Source organism: Caballeronia sp. LZ019 (assembly GCF_031450825.1).
GTDB lineage: Bacteria > Pseudomonadota > Gammaproteobacteria > Burkholderiales > Burkholderiaceae > Caballeronia.
The window spans coordinates 2,346,745-2,363,878 of record NZ_JARTVZ010000005.1; the positions used below are offsets into that span (position 1 = coordinate 2,346,745).

Here is a 17,134-nt window from a genome sequence, read left to right on the forward strand (position 1 = left end):
GAAACGGCGCGGGACGAACGGTCATTGTGACGCAATGTGCCCGTTCGTGCCGCGCCGTTTTGCGCTTTCGATCAGTGCGTGATGGCGCCCATCCGGCCGGACTGATAGTCGATCACCGCCTGACGAATCTCCTCTTCCGTGTTCATCACGAACGGACCGTAACGCACGACCGGCTCCTTCAGCGGGACGCCGCCGAGCAAGAGCAGTTCGACGGGCTCGTCGCCGGCGGCGAGGGTGATCGTGTCGGCGTCGTCGCGGAAAATGACCATCTGTTGCGCGCGGACCGGTTGCGCTTGCGGGCCGTGCAGCGCGGTGCCCGACAGCGCATACGCGAACACGCGGAAGTCGCGCGGCACGCGATGCTCGATCTTCGCGCCCGGCTGCAGCGAAAAGTGCTGGTACAGGATGGGCGTGCGCGTTTCGATGGCAGCTCGGACGCCGAGCGCTTCGCCGGCGATGACCTTCACCTGCACCTTGCCGTCTTCGCTCGTGGCCACCGGAATGCGTTCCGACGGAATCTCCTGATACTGCGGCGGGATCATCTTGTCACGCTGCGGCAGGTTCACCCACAGTTGCACGCCGTGAACGCGCCCGCCGCGCTGGGTGAACGCTTCGCCCGGCATCTCGCTGTGCACGACGCCCGCGCCCGCCGTCATCCATTGAACATCGCCGGGGCGCAGCGTGCCGGAATGCCCGGCGGAGTCCTTGTGGCCGAATTCGCCCTCGAGCATGTACGTCACGGTTTCGAAGCCGCGATGCGGATGATCGGGCGCGCCCTTCGCTTCGCCGGGCGCGTAGTTGACCGGACCCATTTCGTCGAGCAGCAGGAACGGGTCGAAGTCCATCAAAAGGCGGGTCGGAAACGGGCGATGCACGACGAACCCGCCGCCTTCAACGGTGCGGGTCGCGGGAATGATGCTGGAAATGGTGCGGCTCATGGTGTTCTGGCCTCGCGTCGCCAATAGGGGAATGGCGCTAAATTTGGAACGATGGAGCTATTATATGGCCCGTATTTGGCGGTAAAAGACGCTGCGGCGCAATGCATTGTCCTGCTGCGATAAACAACGGCCTTGGCCGACGACAGAAACCGACTACCGAAAATGAAAGCCGATTCGCACGACCTCAACGATCTGATGTACTTCTCTCACGTGGTCGAGCACGGCGGATTTTCCGCAGCCGAACGCGTGCTGGGCATATCGAAGTCGCGGCTGTCACGGCGCGTGTCGGAACTGGAGGCGTCGCTCGGGGTGCGGCTCTTGCAGCGGTCCACGCGCAAGCTCGCGCTCACCGAGGCGGGCCAGCTCTTCTACCAGCATTGTCAGGCGATGCTCGCCGAGGCGCAGGCGGCCGTCAACGTCGTGCAGAGCCTGCGCGATTCGCCGCGCGGCACGGTGCGCGTGAGCGTGCCCGTGACCATCGCGCAGACGTTTCTTGCCTCGGTCATGCCCGATTTCATGCATCGCTATCCCGAGGTTCGCGTGGTGCTGCGCGTGACGAACCGCGTCGTCGATCTCTTCGAGGACGCGATCGATGTCGCGTTGCGCGTGCGGTCCGAGGCGCCCGCGAGTTCGAATGTCGTGGCGCGTCCGCTGTGGCGCACGCAGCAGATGCTGGTCGCCGCGCCGTCGCTCCTGAAGCCGAACGCGCCGCCGATGACCGTCGCGGACCTCGCGCAATACGACACGCTCGACATGCCGTCGTCGGACGGCCGGCATGTGTATCGCCTGATCGCGCCCGATGGCACGCGTCACGAGTACGAGCACGAGCCGCGTCTCGTCACTGCCGACCTGTCGATGATCCGCGAAGCCGTGATGCGCGGCGTCGGCATCGCGGCCTTGCCGGAGATGATGTACGGCGCGCCGCTGCGAAGCGGCCAGTTGTCGCCGGTGATGCCGGGCTGGACGTTTCCGTCGCCGCAGCTCTACGCGGTCTTTTTGTCGCGGCAGGGCATGGTGCCGGCCATTCGCGCGTTCGTCGATTTTCTCGTCGAGTCGATCGATGACGGCAGACGCTTTCCCGGAGAATGTCCTGTCATCGAGCGGCCTGAACAGGAAACGGTTTGATCGCCGGGGCGCGCTGCATCGTCTGTGACATTGAAGCGCGCGCTTGCGATGGACATATTCAATCGGCCGAAATCTTGTCCGGCGAAAATGCCGGCGTTATATTGGGGTTCCTTTCGCTAAGGAGCTTCTTATGCGAAAACTGACGGCTACTCTGATAGTTAGTCTGATAGGGCTGATCGCGCTGTCCGTGTCCAACACGGCTGCCGCATGCGGCGATTCCGCGGGTTCAGGTTATTCGAGCCCCAAGTAATCGCCTCGCCCGAATGCGCCGAGCGCGCAATAAAAAAGGCCTTCGTCCGACGATGAAGGCCTTTTTCTTTCTGCTCGCGACGCCGCTTACTTGCCGCCTTTCGGCTCCGTCACGAAACCGATCTTCGTCAGACCGCCTGCCTGGGCGGCCGACATCAGGTCGGCAACACGCTCGTACGGCACCTTGCGATCCGCACGCAAGTGAATTTCCGGCTGCGGCGTCTGCTGCGACGCCTGTGCGATGCGCGCGTTGAGCGTCGCGTCATCGATCTTCTGGTCGTCCCAGAGGATGGCGCCGTCTGCCTGAATCGCGACGTTCACGTGCGAAGGCTTCTCGTCCTGCGGCTGGCTGCTTGCGTGCGGCAGGTCGATCTTCACCGCGTGATGCATCGCGGGAATCGTCACCAGGAAGATGATCAGCAGAACGAGCATGACGTCGACGAGCGGCGTCATGTTGATTTCGCTCATCATGCCGTCGTCTTCATCGCCGGCGAATGGGCTCATGGCCATGAGAACCTCCGCTTAGCTGGCGCGCGTCGCGAGACGCAGGCTGTCGGCCTGGCCGTTCCCGGCGGGCTTGCGCGACGAGAGCTTCGCACCGGTGACGAAGAACGCGTGCAGGCCGTGCGCGAAGCGATTCAGCTTGTTCACGATGCTCTTGTTCGCGCGGGTCAGCGCGTTGTAGCCGAGCACCGCCGGAATCGCGACGAAGAGGCCGAACGCGGTCATGATGAGCGACTCGCCAACCGGCCCCGCCACCTGATCGATGGACGTCTGGCCCGTCGCGCCGATGGTCAGCAGCGCGTGATAAATCCCCCACACCGTGCCGAAGAGGCCGACGAACGGCGACGTACTGCCGATGGACGCGAGAATCGCCAGGCCCGATTGCATGCGGCCGACGCCTTCGTCCATCACGTCCTTGAGGCAGCGCGTGATCCAGTCGGACACGTCCATGCGGTCATGCAGGTGCGGCTGCGTCTGATGGTGATGCTCGGCCGCTTCCTGACCGGCGAGCGCAAGCGCGAGAAACGGGTTGTCGGCCGGGCTCGACGACTGGCCGCCGAGCTTCTTGATGCCGTCGTTGAAGTCGTCGGAGTGCCAGAAGGCCGTCTCGGCGTTTTTCGTCAGTCGCTTCAGGCGCACGACATTCCACGCCTTCACGACGATCACCGTCCACGAAAGCACCGACATGATGACGAGCGCGAGCGCAATGCCGCGCGTCACGAAATCGCCTTGCGCCCACACGTGCGCAATTCCGTAGTTTTGCATTTCCAGTTCCTGTATCTAAAAAAACGTCAGTCGTTCAAGCTGAAAACGAAGGGCACCGTCGCGGTCGCGCGGATCGCCTCGCCGTTTTCCTTATAGGGCGTGCACGCGCTCGAGCGGACGGCGTCGAGCGCGGCGTCGTCGAGGCGCGAGGAGCCGCTGCTCTTCTGCAGTTTCACGTCTTCGATCTTGCCCGAAAGTCCGACCGTCAGCCTGACCATTGCCGTGCCCGTTTCGCCGCGGCGGCGGGACATCGCCGGATAGTCGGGCTGCGCGATATTGCACGAAAGATGCGCCACGTTCTTCGGCGCGGCGAGATCCATCGTCGGCTTGCCGATTGCAGGGGCGGCCGGCGGCGGCGGCGCGGGTTGCGGCGGGGCGGGCGGCGTGGGTTCAGGCGCGGGCGCGGCGATCTGCGACGGCGCTTCCGTCACCGGCATCGGCGTGGGCTTCGGCTCGACCTTGGGCTTCACCTTCGGCTTGGGCTGCGGCTTAGGCACGGGCTTCGGCGGCTGCGGCGTCGGCGGGGATTCGACTGCGACCGGCTGCGGCGCGGGCTGCGGCGTCTCGCTGATCAACTGCGCGGTGATCGCTTTCGATTCGATGATACGCGGCGGCGGCTCGTGGCGCATCGTCAGCGCGACGCCGAGGAGCGCGGCATGAATCGCCAGCACGAAGGCGCACGCCGCCATCACGCGCGGATTGACGTTCGAAGCAGGCGACCGCTGGAAAGCGGCGGGGGAAGTGATCGGGGACTGCATTCTTATGCGCTGCTGGCCTGACTGCGGATTGCGCTGTCATTCGGGACGAAGAAGGCGCGCGAGGCGCGAAGAGAGCCGAACGACATCATGTGCGAAAAATAACCAGGGAAGTAAACAGGGTGGCCACGAAACCAATCAGCAATTCCATCTTTCCCTCCTCGGGACAAGCGTTGCATGGCTGGCTGATGACCTGTGGAACCAAGGTACCTGGCTTGCGGGAAAACGATCATGCGACGGAACAGCGCGCTCAGCGCTCCGTCGCCCGGCAGTACGGCGGAATACCTTACGCAGCCTTGCGTTCGTAGAACGTCAACGGCACGGCCTGCGGACGCTCGCGCTCGACGACCCCGCAGTGCGACGCGCAGACGCCGCTTTGGGCCATGACATCGCGAACGCTTTCTTCGCATTTGCCGCAGCACATGGCGACGCCGAGCTCGAACTGCAGTTCGTCGAAGGAGTCGATCCCCTCGGCGATGGCGGCGCGGATCTTCCGGTCAGACACTGATTTGCAGACACACACGATCATGATCGTTCGCGATAGCTTTCGTTAATGCGAATTATTATCATTCAGTATGCGAGGCTTTGCAAGCGAGGGTCGGTGTTTTTTGTAACACGTCGCAGAAGTGAGCGGGGTTGTTGCCGGCGGCGTTGTCCTGCGGGCGGAAGCGGCTCGCGCGGAAGCGCTCGCCGCAAGGAACTGCTCAGACGAGCTGCGCCGGGACCGATGGGATGACCACGTGCTCGACGCTGGCATCGAGTTGGAGGAGCGATGCGGCGAGTTGCCGCTGGGATTCGCCGTCCGCCGTCGAGCAGAAGCGCGGCAGGCGTTCGAGCGATGCGTCGCGGTTTGTCAGCGCGTTCGCATTCAGCAGGCGTTCGAGCTGGCGCGCGACGGCCACGCTCGTATCGATGATCTGCAGCCGCTCGCCCGCGATCTCGCGAATGGCCCGGTCGAGAAAGGGATAGTGCGTGCAACCGAGCACGAGCGTATCGGCGTCGGCATCGAGCATCGGCTTCAGATAACTTTCGAGCAGCGCCATGAGTTCCGGCGACGACGTGTCGCAGCGTTCCACCGCCTGCACCAGCCCGTGCCCCGGCTGGCAGATGAAGCGGCAATCGCCGGCATAGCGATCGAGGAGCAACTGGAAGCGCGCGCTCCTTAGCGTCACCTGCGTCGCCAGCACGCCGACGACGCGCGTCTTCGACGCCGCCGCCGCCGGCTTCACCCCAGGCTCCACGCCGACGAGCGGAATCGCGAGCCGCTCCCGCACGAAGGCGATGGATTGCGCCGTCGCCGTATTGCACGCGACGACGAGCGCCTTCGCCCCTTGCATGACGAGCCATTCGCCGATGGCCATCGTGCGGGCGGTGATGAACGTGTCGTCGCGCTCGCCGTAGGGCGCATGCAGCGAATCGGCGACGTAAATCAGCCGCTCGTGCGGCAAGACGGCACGCACTGCGCGCAGGACGGAAAGCCCGCCTAAGCCGGAGTCGAAAATGCCGACCGGCGCGCTCGTGTCAGGCACGGCGCGCACGTTCGGCGCAGCGATGGTTGAAGCGGACGGCACAGCGACAACGGACATTGCGATTGCGGATTACTCGTGGTCGCCCATCATGGTTTGCTGGTAATTCTGGATGCCGACCTTGTCGATCAGATCCAGTTGCGTTTCCAGCCAGTCGATGTGCTCTTCGGTGTCGTTCAGGATCTTGTCGAAGATGTCGCGCGAGACGTAATCGCGCACGGATTCGCAATACGCCATGGCTTCCTTGCATGTGGACTGCGAAATCTGCTCGAGCTTCAGGTCGCATTCGAGGATTTCCTTCGTTTCCTCGCCGATCAGCAGTTTGTGCAGGTCTTGCAGATTAGGCAGGCCGTCGAGCATGAAGACGCGCTGAATGAGCCAGTCGGCGTGCTTCATCTCGCCGATGGATTCGTCGTACTCATGCTTGTTCAGCTTCTCCAGGCCCCAGTGCTTATACATCCGCGCGTGCAGGAAGTACTGGTTAATCGCCGTCAGCTCGTTTTTGAGCTGCGCGTTCAGGTATTCGATGACTTTTGCGTCGCCTTGCATGATTGTTCCTTGTTCGAAAGCTCGGGGCATTTGAAGAAAGATAATCCTTGAGCGTGTTTCTGCCAAGGATGGGAAGAAATTTTTTCTTCCAGATAAAACTGAGAATGAATCTCTTTAGCGGTCGCGGCTGCGTTCAAAGAAAAAGCCGGGCGCGATGCCCGGCTATTTCTTTCACGGGTGCGCGAAGACTCGCGCTCAGACCGTGGCAACCGGAATCTTGCCGATCTTCGCCTGCCATTCGGCGGGGCCGGTCTTGTGGACCGACGTGCCGCTCGAATCGACGGCTACCGTTACCGGCATGTCCTTCACGTCGAACTCATAGATCGCTTCCATGCCGAGGTCTTCGAACGCGAGCACCTTCGCTTCGCGGATCGCCTTCGACACGAGATACGCCGCGCCGCCGACCGCCATCAGATACGCGGCCTTGTGCTTCTTGATCGCCTCGATCGCGACCGGACCGCGCTCGGCCTTGCCGATCATCGAGATAAGGCCGGTTTGCGCGAGCATCGTCTCGGTGAACTTGTCCATGCGCGTGGCCGTGGTCGGACCGGCGGGGCCAACGGCTTCGTCGCGCACCGGATCGACCGGGCCGACGTAGTAGATCACGCGGTTCGTGAAATCGACCGGCAGCTTTTCGCCCTTCGCCAGCATGTCCGCGATGCGCTTGTGCGCGGCGTCGCGGCCCGTCAGCATCTTGCCCGACAGCAGCAGCGTCTGGCCGGGCTTCCACGAAGCGACTTCTTCCGGCGTCAGCGTGTTCAGATCGACGCGCTTGCTCGTCTCCGTGTTCGGCGCCCACGTGACCTTCGGCCAGGCGTCGAGCGAGGGCGCTTCGAGCTTCGCGACGCCTGAACCGTCGAGCGTGAAGTGCGCGTGGCGCGTCGCTGCGCAGTTCGGGATGATCGCGATGGGCTTGCTCGCCGCGTGCGTCGGCGCGGCCATGATCTTGACATCCAGCACCGTCGACAGGCCGCCGAGCCCTTGCGCGCCGATGCCGAGCGCGTTCACTTTCTCGTGCAACTCGACGCGCAATTCCTCGATCCAGTCCTGCGGGCCGCGCGCGATGATGTCCTGAATATCGATCGGGTCCATCAGCGATTCCTTCGCCATGACCATCGCTTTCTCCGCCGTCCCGCCGATGCCGATGCCGAGCATTCCAGGCGGGCACCAGCCTGCGCCCATCGTCGGGACCGTCTTGAGCACCCAGTCGACGATCGAATCGGACGGGTTCAGCATCGCGAACTTCGACTTGTTTTCGGAGCCGCCGCCCTTGGCCGCGACCTGCACGTCGACCTTGTCGCCCGGCACGATCTCGTAGTGGATGACAGCCGGCGTGTTGTCCTTCGTGTTCTTGCGCGCGCCTTCGGGCGGGCTCACGATCGATGCGCGCAGCACGTTGTCCGGGTTCAGGTAACCGCGGCGCACGCCTTCGTTGATCATGTCGGTGACGGACATCGTCGCACTGCCGTTTTCGCTTCCCCAGCGCACGTCCATGCCGACCTTCACGAACACCGTCACGATGCCGGTGTCCTGGCAGATCGGCCGCTTGCCTTCCGCGCACATGCGGCTGTTGGTCAGGATCTGCGCGATGGCGTCCTTCGCCGCGGCGCTTTCCTCGCGCTCATAGGCGCGGCCGAGCGCCTGAATGTAGTCGAGCGGATGGTAATAGCTGATGTACTGCAGGGAATCCGCGATGCTCTGGATCAGGTCTTCTTGCTTGATGACGGTCATGGCTTGTGCTCTGGGGACGTGAATCTTGCTGTGAGCGTTCGAATGACGCTCTGGTCAATCCAGCGCACCGCGCGCGGCGGTCTCGCTGTGGAAATGCTTCGGATGCGTGTGCGTGGTGAGCCGGTCGACGTACGCCATGATCAGCGCGGACACGAGGAAGGCGACGTGGATGATCACTTGCCACAACACCGTATGAAAGCTGTGCTGATCCGGGTTGATGAACGTTTTCAGCAGATGGATCGACGAGATGCTGATGAGCGCCATCGACAGCTTCACTTTCAGCACGCCGGCGTTGACGTGATCGAGCCACTCGGGCTCGTCCGGATGCCCTTCGACGCCAAGCCGCGACACGAAGGTCTCGTACCCGCCGACGATCACCATGATCAGCAGGTTCGAGATCATCACCACGTCGATGAGGCCGAGCACGACGAGCATGATGTTGGTCTCATCCAGCGTCATCGCGTGCGTGACGAGATGCCAGACTTCCTTCAGGAACAGCACGACATAAACGGCTTGCGCGACGATCAGCCCGAGATACAGCGGCACCTGAAGCCAGCGGCTCATGAAGATGATTCTCGGCAGCGCCTTCATCGTGCCGGATTGAACGGGCGAATCTGGAATGTGCTTGGGAGCGGACATGGGCGGCTTGTCGGGTCGGGCGGTCGGCGAAGAGGGATGGCTGAAATCGATTGAAACGATGCGCGTGCAACCGGAACGCGCGTCGGACGCAAGGGCCGCGTCACAAAGCCCGACATTGTAGCGCGTCGGCGGGTAATGCCGCCGTCATCGCTATCGATGCCGCCGCTTCAGACGCCGCCTTCGTGGCTTTCGCGCGAACTGCGCGGCCGGCGGCGGAGGCTCGCCAGCACGATGCCTGCCATCACGCAGGCGAGGGCCGCGCCGTGGGCGAGCGTCGGCCGTTCGCCGAGAAACGCGATGCCATAGAGCGCCGCCGCGACGGGCAGCACGGCCGAGAATACGCCGGCGAGACTGCCGGGCACATGGCGGATGCCCTTCATCCACAGCCAGAAGGAGAAGACGCTGGCCGACAGCGCGTACCAGCCGACGAGCGCCCAGGTGATCCAGTCGACGCCGCTCCAGTCGAACGCGAGTGCGGACGGCAGACCGAGCGGGAGCATCAGCAGAAAGCCGAAGCCGTGCGTGTACGCGCAGATGTCGATGGCGGGCAACGTCTGCGTGAGCCGCCGCGAGAGAATCACATAAAGCGATTCGCAGCAGACCGCGCCGACGACCATCAGGTTGCCCGCGAGCGAACCGGCGGCGGCCGCGCTCGTATCGGCGCCTGCATGAGCGCCGCCGCTTTGCGCCACGTTGACGATGACCACGCCGACGACCGCCAGCGCGATGGAAACGAACGCGCGTCCGCCCGGCCGCTCCTTCAGAAAGATCCATGCGAAGAGCGCGACGACCGCAGGCATCGTGCTCGTGATGACGCCGGCTGCGACGGCGCTCGTAAGCGCGACGCCGTTGAGCATCAGCAGCGTGAAGCCGAACGTGCCGAACAGGGCTTGCAGAAAGAGGTTGATCCACTCGGCGCGGCCTACCTGCTTCATCTTCGAGAGACGAAAGAGCGGCCACAGCACCGCGAGCGCGATCACGAAGCGAAGCAGCGCGAAAAGCGGCACGGGCACGCTTGCGACGATCGACTTGCCGATGCCGACGTTGCTCCCGACGAGCAGCATCGACGCGATGAGATAGAGGGCGTAGCGATTCACGCTTTGATTTCCGCGATGCGTGGCGAACAAGCCCGCGACGAGTTCAGTTACGATTGTGGGGAGGCATTGTAGAAGCCGCGCCGACTCCGTGTATACCCCGTGCCGACAAGGGCGCTCGCGTAAGAAGCGGGTAAGTTGCGCGGCATATCTTCGAACCAGTGCGGGATGATATCGGAGGGCAAGCTCGAACGTTCGAGTGAGGCGAAAGGGAGGCGTCGACGCGCCTGCTTTCGTCTACGGCTCTGGATGGGACACGAGCAGGCGCTTAAGCGCTAACTCGTGTCAACAGCTTTGCATGGGACACGAGTAGGCGCTAAAGCGCTAACTCGTGTCAACAGCTTTGCATGGGACACGAGTAAGCGCTCAAGCGCTAACTCGTGTCGACAGCTTTGCATCGGACACGAGCAGGCGCTCAAGCGCTAACTCGTGTCAACAGCTTTGCATGGGACACGAGCAGGCGCTCAAGCGCTAACTCGTGTCGACAGGAGACAAGGTTCGGCTGTATGCGCGAGCGGCTGCTTCCCGCCGAACCTCATAACATGCGGCGCGCGACGCTTCACACAAGGCGCGCCGGCGGTTCTTGGAATCATCATCAGAGGGGTTGTCGATGTCTGCGATCGAATCGGTTCTTCAGGAAAAACGCGTGTTCCCGCCGTCAGCCAAGGCATCGTCCGGGGCGGCGATATCGGGCATGGACGCCTACAAGGCGCTCGTCGCCGAAGCCGAACGCGATTACGAAGGCTTCTGGGCGCGGCTCGCGCGCGAAACGCTCTCGTGGCACAAGCCCTTCACGAACGTGCTCGACGAATCCAACGCGCCGTTCTACACGTGGTTCGCCGACGGCGAGCTCAACGCGTCGTACAACTGCCTCGACCGTCACGTCGAAGCGGGGCGCGGCAACGAAAACGCGATCATCTTCGAAGCCGACGACGGCGCCGTCACCAACGTCACCTATCAGGACCTCCTCGAGCGCGTGTGCCGCCTCGCCAACGCGCTCAGGAAGCGCGGCGTGAAGAAGGGCGACCGGGTCGTGATCTATCTGCCGATGTCCGTGGAAGGCGTCGTCGCGATGCAGGCGTGCGTGCGTATCGGCGCGACGCATTCGGTCGTGTTCGGCGGCTTCTCGTCGAAGTCGCTGAACGAGCGTCTCGTCGATGTCGGCGCAGTCGCGCTCATCACCGCCGACGAACAGATGCGCGGCGGCAAGGCGTTGCCGCTCAAGAGCATCGCCGACGAAGCGCTCGCCGCCGGCGGCTGCGACGCGGTGAAGGATGTCATCGTGTATCGGCGCACGGGCGGTAATGTCGCGTGGAACGAAGGGCGCGACGTGTGGCTGCATGAAATCGTCGAGAACGAAGCGGCCCAGTGCGAGCCCGAGTGGGTCGGCGCGGAGCATCCGCTTTTCATTCTGTACACCTCGGGTTCGACGGGCAAGCCGAAGGGCGTGCAGCACAGCACGGCGGGCATCCTGCTGTGGGCCGCGCAGACCATGAAGTGGACCTTCGACATGAAGCCCGGCGACATCTTCTGGTGTACCGCGGATATCGGCTGGATCACGGGACACAGCTATATCGCGTACGGGCCGCTGGCAATCGGCGCGACGCAGGTCATGTTCGAAGGCGTGCCGACGTATCCGAACGCCGGCCGCTTCTGGGAGATGATCCAGCGTCACAAGGTCACGATCTTCTATACCGCGCCGACCGCGATCCGCTCGCTCATCAAGGTATCGGAAGCCGACGCGAAGGTGCACCCGAAAAGCTACGACCTGTCGACGCTGCGTATCCTCGGCACGGTCGGCGAGCCGATCAATCCGGAAGCGTGGATGTGGTATCACGAGAACGTCGGCGGGGGACAATGCCCGATCGTCGATACGTGGTGGCAAACCGAAACGGGCGGCCACATGATCACGCCGCTGCCGGGCGCGACGCCGCTCGTGCCGGGTTCGTGCACCTTGCCGCTGCCGGGCATCATGGCCGCGATCGTCGATGAAACCGGCCAGGACGTGCCGAACGGGCAGGGCGGCATTCTCGTCGTGAAGCGCCCGTGGCCGTCCATGCTGCGCAACGTCTGGGGCGACCCGAAGCGGTATCAGACGAGCTACTTCCCCGAGGAACTCGGCGGCAAGCTGTATCTTGCCGGCGACGGCGCGGTGCGCGACAAGGAGACCGGCTACTTCACGATCATGGGCCGCATCGACGACGTGCTGAACGTCTCCGGGCACCGCCTCGGCACGATGGAGATCGAGTCGGCGCTGGTCGCGAATCCTATCGTGGCGGAAGCGGCGGTCGTCGGCCGTCCCGACGATACGACGGGCGAGGCGGTCGTCGCGTTCGTCGTGCTGAAGCGTGCGCGTCCCGAGGGCGATGAAGCGAAGCAGATCGCCACCGAACTGCGCAACTGGGTCGGCAAGGAAATCGGGCCGATTGCGAAGCCGAAGGACATTCGCTTCGGCGAGAACCTGCCGAAGACGCGCTCGGGCAAGATCATGCGGCGTCTGTTGCGCTCTCTCGCGAAGGGAGAGGAAATCACGCAGGATGTATCCACGCTGGAGAATCCGGCGATCCTCGACCAGCTCGGCGAGGCGCGCTAAGCCGCCTTATTCGGCCGCCGCCTGACTGGCGGCGGTCGATCCCGATTGCCGGCGTGACGCGGTTTTGGTAAATAACCGCATGACCACGCCTCATGCCGAAACCCTCAATCCGACATTCGCTACGCCGCCTCCGGTGCCGGCGGCGACGGCGCGCGCCCATCGCGCTTACTGGCGTTTCAACGTCGCGCTGATCGCGGTGCTGATGACGGTCGGCTTCGTGGTCTCGTTCGGCGTGCCGCTTTTTGCGCAGCGGCTTCAGCACGTCCGCATCGCGGGCTTTCCGCTGCCGTTCTATTTCGGCGCACAAGGCGCGATCCTCGTCTACGTGACGCTGATCGTCGTGTATATCGTGCTGATGCAGATCGCCGATGCGCGTCTCTCGCGCGCCGTCGCCGAAGCAGTCGTCGCCGATTCACCGCCGGACGATCCGGCGCGATGAAGCTCACGAATCGCCTCATTCTAACGTACGCGCTGTACACGCTCGGCTTCCTGCTGTTCATCTTCGTGATGGAGCGCATCGAGCGCGTGGCGGGGGCGGGCATGTGGGTCGGCTATGTCTTTCTCTTCGTGCCGATCGCCGTCTATGCCGTGATCGGCCTGCTGTCGCGCACCTCCGATCTCGTCGAGTACTACGTCGCGGGAAGACGCGTGCCGTCCGCGTTCAACGGCATGGCGACGGCGGCGGACTGGCTGTCGGCGGCGTCGTTCATCGGCCTCGCCGGATCCATCTACGCCAGCGGCTACGACGGACTTGCCTACGTGATGGGCTGGACCGGCGGCTATTGCCTCGTCGCGTTCCTGCTCGCGCCTTATGTGCGCAAGCTCGCGCGCTACACGATTCCCGATTTTCTCGGCACGCGCTTTTCGAGCAACCTCGTGCGCGGACTGGCCGCCCTCGCGGCGATTCTCTGCTCCTTCGTGTATCTGGTCGCGCAGATTCAGGGCATCGGGCTGATCGCGTCGCGCTTCATCGGCATCGAGTTTTCCATCGGCATCTTCTGCGGGCTGGCAGGCATTCTCGTGTGTTCGTTTCTTGGCGGCATGCGCGCGGTGACGTGGACGCAGGTCGCGCAGTACATCATCCTGATCAGTGCGATTCTGATTCCCGTATCGATGATCGGCCATCGCGACGGGCTCGGCTGGTTCCCGCAACTCAGCTATGGTCGCGTGCTGGAGCGTGTCGAAACGCTCGAACGCGAACTGGCGGCGTCGCCCGACGAAGCTCGCGTGCGCGCCGAATATGGGCGCCAGGCGGCGCGCGTGCAGCAGCGCATCGATGCGTTGCCGCGTTCGTATTTCGACGAGCACGCGCGTCTCGTCGATGAGATCGCCGAACTGCGCCGGCGCAACGGCCCGCTGCGCGAGATCAACGAGCGCGAGCGGGAACTGGCGTCGTTTCCCCGCGATCCCGCCGACGCGCAGGCGCGATGGTCCCGCGAACGCGATGCGCTGAGCGCGCGCGTCGCCGCCCCGGTGCCGATGACCGACGCGTTCGCCCGCACGTCCACCGACGATCAAAGCCCGCAGGCGCATCGACTGAACTTTCTGGCGCTGATCCTTTGTCTGTCGATCGGCACGGCGAGCCTGCCGCACATTCTCACGCGCTATAACACGACGACCTCGGTGGCGTCGGCGCGGCGGTCGGTCGGCTGGACGCTGTTTTTCGTGGCGTTGTTCTATCTGACGGTGCCGGTGCTCGCGGTGCTCATCAAGCACGAGATTCTGACGGGACTCGTCGGCCATCGATTCGCGGACTTGCCGCAGTGGGTGACGCAGTGGCGGCGCGTCGAACCGTATCTGATCCGTATCAGCGACGTGAACGGCGACGGCATCGTGCGATGGGCCGCCATTCAGATGCAGCCGGACATGGTGGTGCTGGCGGCGCCGGAAATTGCGGGGCTGCCGTATGTGATCTCGGGATTGATTGCGGCGGGCGCGCTGGCGGCGGCGCTTTCGACGGCGGATGGCCTGCTGCTCACGATCGCCAATGCGCTCTCGCACGACGTGTATTACTGCATGGTCGATCGCCGCGCGACGAGTCAGCGGCGCGTCACCATTTCGAAGATTCTGTTGCTCGGCGTCGCGCTGCTGGCGTCGTATGTGGCGTCGCTCAATGCGGGCAATATCCTGTTTCTCGTGGGCGCGGCGTTCTCGCTGGCCGCGTCGGGACTGTTTCCGGCGCTCGTGCTGGGCGTGTTCTGGAAGCGAACGACGCAGCGAGGGGTCGTCGCGGGGATGATCGCGGGGCTGGTGGTATGCGTGTACTACATCGTGTCGACGTATCCATTCTTTACTCATCTGACGGGCTTCGACGGGCCGCGCTGGCTGGGGATCGAGCCGATCGGATCGGGCGTGTTCGGCGTGCCGGCCGGATTCGCGGTGGCGATCGCGGTGAGTCTGTTCGATCGCAAGCCCGATGAATACACGCGCGCACTGGTCGATTACATTCGTCACCCTTAGGGGCTAGGCGGGCGGCGCGAAGTTGGTATAATCGCTGTCTTCCGGAGAGATGGATGAGCGGTTTAAGTCGCACGCCTGGAAAGCGTGTATAGGGTAAAACCTATCGGGGGTTCGAATCCCCCTCTCTCCGCCAGCAATTTTCTTAATCCCGCACAGTCGATGACTTGCGGGATTTTTTGTTTTGCCGGTCCGTATTCGTCCATGCCGGGCTCGATCTTATCGGTCGCTTCCGCTTCATGCGTCACGCTGCTTGCCGTTGCCGCGTCGACTATCGATGTATGGCTTCTTCGTGTTCGCAGCGCTTAGCCGTTCCGGCCATTGCCCTGACTCCTGATAGCACTGCATCGGTTCGGGCGTAATCCACCTTAGGAAGTTAGGATGACGAATGATCTAGAGCGAGCCGACGCACACGACTTCCGCCTGTGAGGGCGATGCTGCTCCCGGGCACCTGGGCAGGGCGCGGCTACCGTCACATGTTGTGAAAAGAACCGTGTATTCCTGTCACCGTCGCAATTCCGATTGAGACTTGGATGTCGGCACGCGCTGAGGCGTCGCGACGCAATCATCTGCTACTGATTGCTACTCAGCCTTTGCTGGCAATACGCTTTTAGGGCTTCTCCGATAGCGAGAGGACCAGCAGGTGCGATCCAATTTCCGTCATGCATCCATCCACTAATTGATAAGGAAGCGAAAAGGATGAAGGAGACAAGCGCCACGAGAAAGATCGTCCGCCTATGGGACGAAACAGCGTTCAATCGTCCGAGCATACACGCCGCATGTTCAGCCAGACATGCGGCGTTTTCAGCGGTTATGCATGAACGCCTTTTTGCGCTCATGAAAGTGCGTCGCACCCGCCGCGACATGGCGATACACATCGACACGGATCGTGGGCGAGGGTAGCGTCGTTCCGTAATAGGACGCTATACCTCACGGAACCCGTGCGCGCGCACCGGCCGACTGGACGACTGGACGACTGGACGACTGGACGACTGGAAAGCGCTCGGCGCCAACGGTACGTCCTCGCGCCCCGATTGAGCACTCGATCCAGCCCTAGCTTTCGCGCTCGCAGCCGACCCATCACGTTGCTACAAGATCGCTGGTGCGTTCCTCTTTCGATTAATCGTTTGCCGAGCAGTTCGGCGATGCCACACGCTGACTTATAACGGACCATTTTTCTATGCGAGCCATACCTCCTGCACCGACCACCACAAAGGCCCAGCAGCGTGCGGTCGCCAGACGGCTCTTGCGGGGCGACATCACGATGCAGGACGCCGCCCTCGAGCGCGGCGTCAGTCCTGTACAGGTGCGCCATTGGCTCAAGGAGCTGGGCTACTGGGAGCAGTACGATGCACTTCGAAAAGTGCTCAGCGATTTGCGACGAAAGCGAGCCCGGCAGGCAAGGAAAGCGATGCGGCAGATGCCGTAGACCAGCGGCGGACGCGTTTTGATGCTGCGCTGTCTGTTCTGTGAAGGGTGCGCGTCCACATCGCGTGCGGTAGGCGACCGCGTGCTTCTGAATACGCGCAGCCAAGAGCAGGGTGCAGTGTCGCCTGACGCTTTGCAGACCGTCGCTTGTGGCGATCGGTCTCGTTGATCCTAACGCTTCGTCCGACGACCGCACACTCGCACCCAGGACAAGATGTTGTACTAACCGAAACGCTGGAATAATTCGTCACAATCTCGCTCGAATTGTCTACAAGAGTCAACTGATCCGCGGTGCGCGCGTTGAGCCGCGGCAGGCTCGCCGCATACCAGCGCCGAGCCGCATACCGCAGCATTTCAATTCGAACAAGGACACAAAGATGAGTATCTTCGGTGACATCGTGGGCAAGATCTTCCACAGAGCAAAGCCCGAGCAGCCCGCACCCGTCGTGGAGCCGGATCCGACGCCCGCACCCGTCGTCGAGGCCACTTCGCCGCAGGCGCTGACGGATATCGACGTCGCAGCCGTGATGGACCAGCTCGCGAGCGAGAGCAGCCAGACGCTCAACTGGCGCGTGTCGATCGTCGACCTGATGAAGCTGTTGCAAGTCGACAGCAGTCTCGATCACCGCAAGCAGCTCGCGACTGAACTGCATTACAGCGGCGACATGAACGACTCCGCATCGATGAACATCTGGTTGCACAAGCAGTTGATGCGGGCGCTCGCAGCCAACGGCGGCAAGCTGCCGGCCGATCTGATCGGCTAAGCGCTCGACGGACAAAC

General features: G+C 63.1%; 15 protein-coding genes and 1 tRNA gene. 6 read left to right on the forward strand and 10 right to left on the reverse strand.

Features of this window, described 5'->3' with window-relative positions; genetic code table 11:
• Nucleotides 1-71 precede the first annotated feature (71 nt).
• On the reverse strand, nucleotides 72-938 hold the full coding sequence (locus P9255_RS24385) for a pirin family protein (protein WP_309790553.1): 867 nt from the start codon (nucleotides 936-938) through the stop codon (nucleotides 72-74).
• Between the two features lie 162 nt (nucleotides 939-1,100).
• Here P9255_RS24385 and P9255_RS24390 point away from each other — a divergent pair, with 162 nt between their 5' ends.
• Nucleotides 1,101-2,063, forward strand: a complete 963-nt coding sequence (locus tag P9255_RS24390) for a LysR family transcriptional regulator (protein ID WP_244792861.1) — start codon at nucleotides 1,101-1,103, stop codon at nucleotides 2,061-2,063.
• Nucleotides 2,064-2,399: 336 nt separating this feature from the next.
• On the opposite strand, the gene P9255_RS24395 is transcribed toward P9255_RS24390, so the two are convergent.
• The 9 genes from P9255_RS24395 to P9255_RS24435 form a co-directional block, all read right to left on the reverse strand.
• Nucleotides 2,400-2,822 (reverse strand): biopolymer transporter ExbD, encoded by a 423-nt coding sequence (locus tag P9255_RS24395; RefSeq protein ID WP_309765144.1) that lies wholly within the window; start codon nucleotides 2,820-2,822, stop codon nucleotides 2,400-2,402.
• A 12-nt stretch (nucleotides 2,823-2,834) separates the two neighbouring features.
• The gene (locus tag P9255_RS24400) at nucleotides 2,835-3,581 is read right to left on the reverse strand and encodes a MotA/TolQ/ExbB proton channel family protein (RefSeq protein ID WP_309765143.1); all 747 of its coding nucleotides are present in this window, start codon (nucleotides 3,579-3,581) and stop codon (nucleotides 2,835-2,837) included.
• Nucleotides 3,582-3,607: 26 nt separating this feature from the next.
• Nucleotides 3,608-4,339 carry a TonB family protein gene (locus P9255_RS24405; protein WP_309790554.1) on the reverse strand — a complete coding sequence of 244 codons (732 nt, stop codon included), beginning with the start codon at nucleotides 4,337-4,339 and terminating at the stop codon, nucleotides 3,608-3,610.
• Between the two features lie 283 nt (nucleotides 4,340-4,622).
• Nucleotides 4,623-4,865, reverse strand: coding sequence for a (2Fe-2S)-binding protein (locus tag P9255_RS24410; RefSeq protein WP_309765141.1), 243 nt, complete (start codon nucleotides 4,863-4,865; stop codon nucleotides 4,623-4,625).
• A gap of 175 nt (nucleotides 4,866-5,040) precedes the next feature.
• Nucleotides 5,041-5,922 carry a glutamate racemase gene (murI, locus tag P9255_RS24415; RefSeq protein WP_309765140.1) on the reverse strand — a complete coding sequence of 294 codons (882 nt, stop codon included), beginning with the start codon at nucleotides 5,920-5,922 and terminating at the stop codon, nucleotides 5,041-5,043.
• A gap of 12 nt (nucleotides 5,923-5,934) precedes the next feature.
• Nucleotides 5,935-6,411 carry a bacterioferritin gene (gene bfr, locus P9255_RS24420; RefSeq protein WP_309790555.1) on the reverse strand — a complete coding sequence of 159 codons (477 nt, stop codon included), beginning with the start codon at nucleotides 6,409-6,411 and terminating at the stop codon, nucleotides 5,935-5,937.
• A 195-nt stretch (nucleotides 6,412-6,606) separates the two neighbouring features.
• Nucleotides 6,607-8,142, reverse strand: a complete 1,536-nt coding sequence (locus P9255_RS24425) for a fumarate hydratase (protein WP_309765138.1) — start codon at nucleotides 8,140-8,142, stop codon at nucleotides 6,607-6,609.
• A 54-nt stretch (nucleotides 8,143-8,196) separates the two neighbouring features.
• A complete protein-coding gene (locus tag P9255_RS24430) occupies nucleotides 8,197-8,781 on the reverse strand; it encodes a TIGR00645 family protein (protein ID WP_404980413.1) in 585 nt (194 codons plus the stop codon).
• 167 nt (nucleotides 8,782-8,948) lie between these two features.
• Nucleotides 8,949-9,878, reverse strand: a complete 930-nt coding sequence (locus P9255_RS24435; protein WP_309765137.1) for a DMT family transporter — start codon at nucleotides 9,876-9,878, stop codon at nucleotides 8,949-8,951.
• Nucleotides 9,879-10,485: 607 nt separating this feature from the next.
• On the opposite strand from P9255_RS24435, the gene acs reads away from it, so the two are divergent.
• The 5 genes from acs (at nucleotide 10,486) to P9255_RS24460 (ending at nucleotide 17,117) form a co-directional block, all read left to right on the forward strand.
• Nucleotides 10,486-12,468, forward strand: coding sequence for an acetate--CoA ligase (acs, locus tag P9255_RS24440; RefSeq protein ID WP_309765136.1), 1,983 nt, complete (start codon nucleotides 10,486-10,488; stop codon nucleotides 12,466-12,468).
• A gap of 79 nt (nucleotides 12,469-12,547) precedes the next feature.
• Nucleotides 12,548-12,907: a DUF4212 domain-containing protein gene (locus P9255_RS24445; protein WP_309765135.1), complete on the forward strand. Its 360-nt coding sequence runs from the start codon at nucleotides 12,548-12,550 to the stop codon at nucleotides 12,905-12,907.
• A complete protein-coding gene (locus P9255_RS24450; RefSeq protein ID WP_309765134.1) occupies nucleotides 12,904-14,928 on the forward strand; it encodes a sodium:solute symporter family protein in 2,025 nt (674 codons plus the stop codon). Before P9255_RS24445 ends, P9255_RS24450 begins: the two co-directional genes overlap by 4 nt.
• A gap of 43 nt (nucleotides 14,929-14,971) precedes the next feature.
• Nucleotides 14,972-15,061: transfer RNA gene (locus P9255_RS24455), tRNA-Ser, on the forward strand.
• 1,669 nt (nucleotides 15,062-16,730) lie between these two features.
• Nucleotides 16,731-17,117: a DUF3597 domain-containing protein gene (locus tag P9255_RS24460; RefSeq protein ID WP_309765133.1), complete on the forward strand. Its 387-nt coding sequence runs from the start codon at nucleotides 16,731-16,733 to the stop codon at nucleotides 17,115-17,117.
• Nucleotides 17,118-17,134: the final 17 nt, after the last annotated feature.

Excerpts from the sequence above, each read along its gene's own strand:
- P9255_RS24385 (WP_309790553.1), bottom strand. The coding sequence starts at position 938 with ATGAGCCGCACCATTTCCAGCATCATTCCCGCGACCCGCACCGTTGAA.
- murI (WP_309765140.1), bottom strand. The coding sequence starts at position 5,922 with ATGTCCGTTGTCGCTGTGCCGTCCGCTTCAACCATCGCTGCGCCGAAC.
- P9255_RS24410 (WP_309765141.1), bottom strand. The coding sequence starts at position 4,865 with ATGATCGTGTGTGTCTGCAAATCAGTGTCTGACCGGAAGATCCGCGCC.
- P9255_RS24405 (WP_309790554.1), bottom strand. The coding sequence starts at position 4,339 with ATGCAGTCCCCGATCACTTCCCCCGCCGCTTTCCAGCGGTCGCCTGCT.
- P9255_RS24460 (WP_309765133.1), top strand. The coding sequence starts at position 16,731 with ATGAGTATCTTCGGTGACATCGTGGGCAAGATCTTCCACAGAGCAAAG.
- P9255_RS24390 (WP_244792861.1), top strand. The coding sequence starts at position 1,101 with ATGAAAGCCGATTCGCACGACCTCAACGATCTGATGTACTTCTCTCAC.
- P9255_RS24445 (WP_309765135.1), top strand. The coding sequence starts at position 12,548 with ATGACCACGCCTCATGCCGAAACCCTCAATCCGACATTCGCTACGCCG.
- acs (WP_309765136.1), top strand. The coding sequence starts at position 10,486 with ATGTCTGCGATCGAATCGGTTCTTCAGGAAAAACGCGTGTTCCCGCCG.
- P9255_RS24395 (WP_309765144.1), bottom strand. The coding sequence starts at position 2,822 with ATGGCCATGAGCCCATTCGCCGGCGATGAAGACGACGGCATGATGAGC.
- bfr (WP_309790555.1), bottom strand. The coding sequence starts at position 6,411 with ATGCAAGGCGACGCAAAAGTCATCGAATACCTGAACGCGCAGCTCAAA.
- P9255_RS24430 (WP_404980413.1), bottom strand. The coding sequence starts at position 8,781 with ATGTCCGCTCCCAAGCACATTCCAGATTCGCCCGTTCAATCCGGCACG.
- P9255_RS24450 (WP_309765134.1), top strand. The coding sequence starts at position 12,904 with ATGAAGCTCACGAATCGCCTCATTCTAACGTACGCGCTGTACACGCTC.
- P9255_RS24425 (WP_309765138.1), bottom strand. The coding sequence starts at position 8,142 with ATGACCGTCATCAAGCAAGAAGACCTGATCCAGAGCATCGCGGATTCC.
- P9255_RS24400 (WP_309765143.1), bottom strand. The coding sequence starts at position 3,581 with ATGCAAAACTACGGAATTGCGCACGTGTGGGCGCAAGGCGATTTCGTG.